A 4,548-nucleotide genomic window follows, 5' to 3' on the forward strand; every position below is an offset into this window, starting at 1 on the left:
TCATCACTTTTGAAGGTATCGAAGGGTGTGGGAAGAGCACCCAGCTTGCGCTTCTGCGTGAGTGGATGGAAAAGGTGGACCTGCGTGTTCTCGCTACCCGCGAACCGGGGGGAACCGAATTAGGCAAACGTGTGCGGGAACTGCTCCTTGGCCCTTCGGGTGGGGAAATATCCCCTATTGCAGAGCTTCTCCTGTTTGAGGTAGACCGCGCTCAGCACGTTACGAAGGTTGTCCGCCCCGAGCTCGAATCGGGCGTCCATGTGCTGTGTGATCGCTTCTACGACTCGACGATGGCCTATCAGGCCTTCGGCCGGGGGCTTCCTGCGGAGAAGGTCCGCGATCTGAACGCCTTGGCCACCAAAGGCTTGGTGCCAGATCTAACCTTTCTTCTAGATATAGACCCAGAGGAAGGCATCAAGCGAGTTATAGGGGAATCGGACGGTCACGTCCAACTTTTGCTTTTCGCGCGTGAAGGAGGAGCGAGACCTCCGCTTAAACACCAAGGGCGCGCGCGAAAGGCACGTGGTCTTGACTCCATGGAAGCGGAAACACTCGAGTTTCACCAACGCGTGCGTGAGGGCTTTCTTGAATTAGCCCGGCAGGAGCCAGAACGCTTCTGCGTCATTCCTCCAGGTTCCGTGGAAGAGGTACACGCACGCGTGCTTAAAGCCGTGAAGGACGCGTTCGGATGGAATGGAAAAAACTCCTCGGCCAAGACGCCGCGGTAGCCGCGCTGCGCCTGGATCTGGAATCGGGCCGGCTGGGCGGCGCCTATATCTTCTACGGCCCCGAGGGGGTGGGAAAGGCGGCCGCCGCGGAGCTCTTCGCCCAAAGCCTCGAATGCGAGGCGGCGGAGAGGCCCTGCGGCCTTTGCCTCCCCTGCCGGAAGGTGGCGCGCGGCGTTCACCCGGACGTGATCCGGATCCGGCCCGCCGAGGGGAAAAAATCCGTCGGCGTCGAGGAGGCGCGCGAGAGCATTCTCGCCAGGGCCTACCAGCGCCCGCAGGAGGGCCGCGCCCAGGTCTTCCTCCTCGATGACGCCCACCGATTTACCGTCAACACCTTCAACGCCCTCCTCAAAACCCTCGAGGAGCCGCCCGAGAACACTTTTTTCATCCTCATCACACCGAATCTCCATATCCTGCCCCCCACGGTCATCTCCCGTTGCAGACGTATCCGCTTCGCCGCCCTGTCGCGCGAGCAGATGCGGGAGATCCTCATCGCCCGGGGGGGAGGGGAGCTGGATGACCCCGACGCCCTGATCGGGATGAGCCTGGGGCGGCTCGGCGTCGCCCTGGGGGGGGCGCCCGATCAGCTCCAGAGCCGTCGCGAGACGGCTCTCAAGATGCTCGAGGGCCTCTCGGCACCTCCCGGCCAGGCGGATGAAATCGCGTTGCTGGCGCTGGCGGCGGACCAGGCCAGCGGGGGCGGATCGGCCCGCGAGGCCGTCACGGCGAATCTGGAAATGCTTCGCGGGCTGCTTCGCGATATACTGGTCCTCCAGGTGGCCCCCGGAGAAGTCGTGCCGTGGAACACCGATGTTGCGGATGAGTTGGCGACTCTGGGAGAGCGATGGGGCACACCGGGGCTGATTCGAGCCCTGGAGCGTGTCGAAACCGCCTACCGGGATGTCGCTGTGGGGAACACGAATCCGGGCCTGACGCTTGAGGCCCTGGTCATTGCCCTTCGCGCCACCATAGGCGCCGGGGGCAGAGGATAACGAATGCAGGAGCCAGAAAACCAAAGCGCCGTTCTCACTCCCGCCAGCGGGGGGAGCGAATCAGTTTCGGAAGAGATGGTGAAAATCGCCGGTATCCGGTCCCGCTTCGAGGCGCGGCCGGTCTACTACCTCGCCGACGGCCACCGCCTCCGGGTGGGGGACAAGGTCATCTTCGACGCGGGCGAGGACGAGGAGGAGTTCGGCCAGATCGCCGAAAACACCCGCGTCATGCCGGCCAAGTATTACAAATCCCAGACCTTGCGGAAAATCCTGCGCAAGGCGGTGGAAGCCGATCTCAAAAAAATCGAGCGAATCGAGGATTCCGAGAACAGAGCCTTCTCCCTCTGCCAGAACACCATCCGGGAGATGAAGCTCCCGATGGAGTTGATCGAGGCGCGCTTCAACTTCTCCCAGCAGAAAGCCACCTTCTTCTTCTCCGCCGAGGGGCGCGTGGACTTCCGGCGCCTCGTCAAATCGCTCTCGAGCCAACTTTCGCTCCGGATCGAGATGCGCCAGATCGGGGTGCGCGACGAGGCGAAGGTCAAGGGCGGGTGCGGCGATTGCGGCCGGACGCTGTGTTGCAGCTCGTTTCTCAAATCCTTCGACCCGATCACGGTCCGGATGGCCAAGGATCAGAATCTGACCCTCAACCCATCAAAGCTCTCGGGTGCCTGCGGCCGGCTCAAATGCTGCCTCCGCTTCGAGCACTCGCACTACGCCGCCATGAAGAAAAAACTCCCCGCCTGCAAGAAGAAGGTGGGCGGCTGCAACTGCGGTGCGACGGTCATCCGCCAGGATCTTCTCAAGGAGGAGATCACCCTCGCCCTCGAGACCGGAGAGCGAATGACCGTCACCGCCGAGGAGCTGATGCGACTGCCCTCGGGCCAGTTTTCCCTGAAAAATCCCATCGGCGGCGCAGCGCAATAAGATCCGCTTCCATCAGGTAGAAAGAGATGCAATGAGTTCAAAACCGTTTTACGTCACCACTCCGATCTATTACGTCAACGACAAGCCGCACCTGGGGCACGCCTACACCACGGTGGCCGCCGACGCGAAGGCGCGTTTCCATCGCCTGCGGGGAGAGCCCACGCGCTTTCTCACCGGAACCGACGAGCACGGCCAGAAGCTCGAGCGCGCCGCACGCGACGCCGGGATGGACACCCTCGCCTTCTGTAACATGAACAGCGCCCGCTTCAAGGCGCTTTGGGAAAAACTCAACATCAGCTACGACGACTTCATCCGCACCACCGAGGCGCGCCACAAGGAGGGCGTACAGGAGCTCTGGCGCCGAGTCGAGGCCGCCGGCGACATCTACCTCGGTTCCTACGCCGGGTGGTACGAAGTGCGCAACGAGGCCTTCCACACCGAGGCGGAACTCATCGAGGGACCGGTGGGAAAGAAGTTGGCCCCGAGCGGCGCCGAGGTCGAATGGGTGGAGGAGCCCAGCTATTTCTTCCGGCTGAGCAAGTACGAGAAACCCCTTCTCGATTATTTCGCGAAAAACCCGAATTTCATCCAGCCCGAAAGCCGCCGCAACGAGGTGATCCGTTTCGTCGAGGGCGGGTTGCGCGACCTCTCCGTGAGCCGGACAAGCTTTAAGTGGGGCATCCCGGTTCCGGGCGATGAGAAACACATCATCTACGTCTGGTTCGACGCCCTGAGCAACTACCTCACGGCGCCGGGATTCGACGAAAGCGGCATCGCCCCGGGCAGCGCCTGGCCCACCGATCAGCACTTCATCGGCAAGGACATCCTCCGCTTCCATGCGGTTTACTGGCCCGCCTTCCTCCTCTCGGCGGGAATCCCGCTGCCCGGCCAGGTGTACAGCCACGGCTGGTGGACGGTGGAGGGTCAGAAAATGTCCAAGAGCCTCGGCAACGCGGTGGACCCCCACTGGCTCATCGAAGCGTACGGGGTGGACGCCATCCGGTATTTCCTGCTCCGGGAGATTCCCTTCGGGCTCGACGGGGATTTCTCGCACGATCACCTCATCGGGCGCATCAACAGCGATCTCGCCAACGATCTGGGGAATCTCCTTTACCGGACGCTGAACATGGTCAAGCGCTACCGCAAGGGAAAGGTGACGTGCGCGCCGGGCGGCGAGGGGGAAGCCGAGCGGACGCTGCGGGAGGTGGCAGACAAGGCGGCGCCCGCATACGAAAAAGAAATGGAGGCCACTCGCTTTCAGGAGGGGCTCAAGGCGGCCTGGGCGCTCATCTCGGCCGGAAACAAATACATCGACACCAGCGCTCCCTGGGAGCTGGCCAAGGCCGGAGACGATGCGCGGCTCGACTCCGTGCTCTACCACGCCGTTGCCGCCCTGCGGGTGCTGGCCGCGATGATCTGGCCCATCATGCCCGACACGGCCGACAGTGTGGCCGGGCAGCTCGGCCTTCCGGACACTTGGCGCGAAGCGCCTCTCAGCGAGCTCCTCTCGATGGACCACACGCCAGGGGCGCTCGATACGAAGATGGGGGGGCCCCTTTTCCCGCGCATCGAGGAGGAGGCGCGCAGCGACCTCGAGAAAAAGGTGGCGGCGCGGATCGCCGCCGGAGAGGGCGGCGGGGATTCTGCCGCGCCGGCCGGTACCGAGGTCCCGAAGATCACCTTCGAGGAATTCAAGCGCCTCGACCTTCGGGCTGCTCAGGTTATTTCGGCCGAATCTGTGCCTCGTTCGAAAAAACTGATAAAGTTGGAGGTGTCACTCGGCGAGGAGCGGCGCACCGTCGTCGCCGGGCTGAGGGAACACTACGAGCCGGCCGAACTGGTGGGCCGGACGGTGGTCCTGGTGGCCAACCTGAAGCCCGCCAAGCTGATGGGAGTCGAAT

General features: G+C 63.2%; 4 protein-coding genes. All 4 read left to right on the forward strand.

Going from position 1 to position 4,548, the window contains the following annotated elements; genetic code table 11:
• Positions 1 to 2: 2 nt before the first annotated feature.
• The gene (gene tmk / locus O2807_12320) at positions 3 to 728 is read left to right on the forward strand and encodes a dTMP kinase (GenBank protein MDA1001284.1); all 726 of its coding nucleotides are present in this window, start codon (positions 3 to 5) and stop codon (positions 726 to 728) included.
• Positions 689 to 1,720 carry a DNA polymerase III subunit gene (locus O2807_12325; GenBank protein MDA1001285.1) on the forward strand — a complete coding sequence of 344 codons (1,032 nt, stop codon included), beginning with the start codon at positions 689 to 691 and terminating at the stop codon, positions 1,718 to 1,720. Before tmk ends, O2807_12325 begins: the two co-directional genes overlap by 40 nt.
• 3 nt (positions 1,721 to 1,723) lie before the next feature.
• The gene (ricT, locus tag O2807_12330; GenBank protein ID MDA1001286.1) at positions 1,724 to 2,647 is read left to right on the forward strand and encodes a regulatory iron-sulfur-containing complex subunit RicT; all 924 of its coding nucleotides are present in this window, start codon (positions 1,724 to 1,726) and stop codon (positions 2,645 to 2,647) included.
• A gap of 31 nt (positions 2,648 to 2,678) precedes the next feature.
• A partial coding sequence (gene metG / locus O2807_12335) for a methionine--tRNA ligase (GenBank protein MDA1001287.1) occupies positions 2,679 to 4,548 on the forward strand: 1,870 nt, incomplete at its 3' end.

The organism is bacterium, assembly GCA_027622355.1.
Taxonomy (GTDB): Bacteria; UBA8248; UBA8248; order UBA8248; family UBA8248; genus JAQBZT01.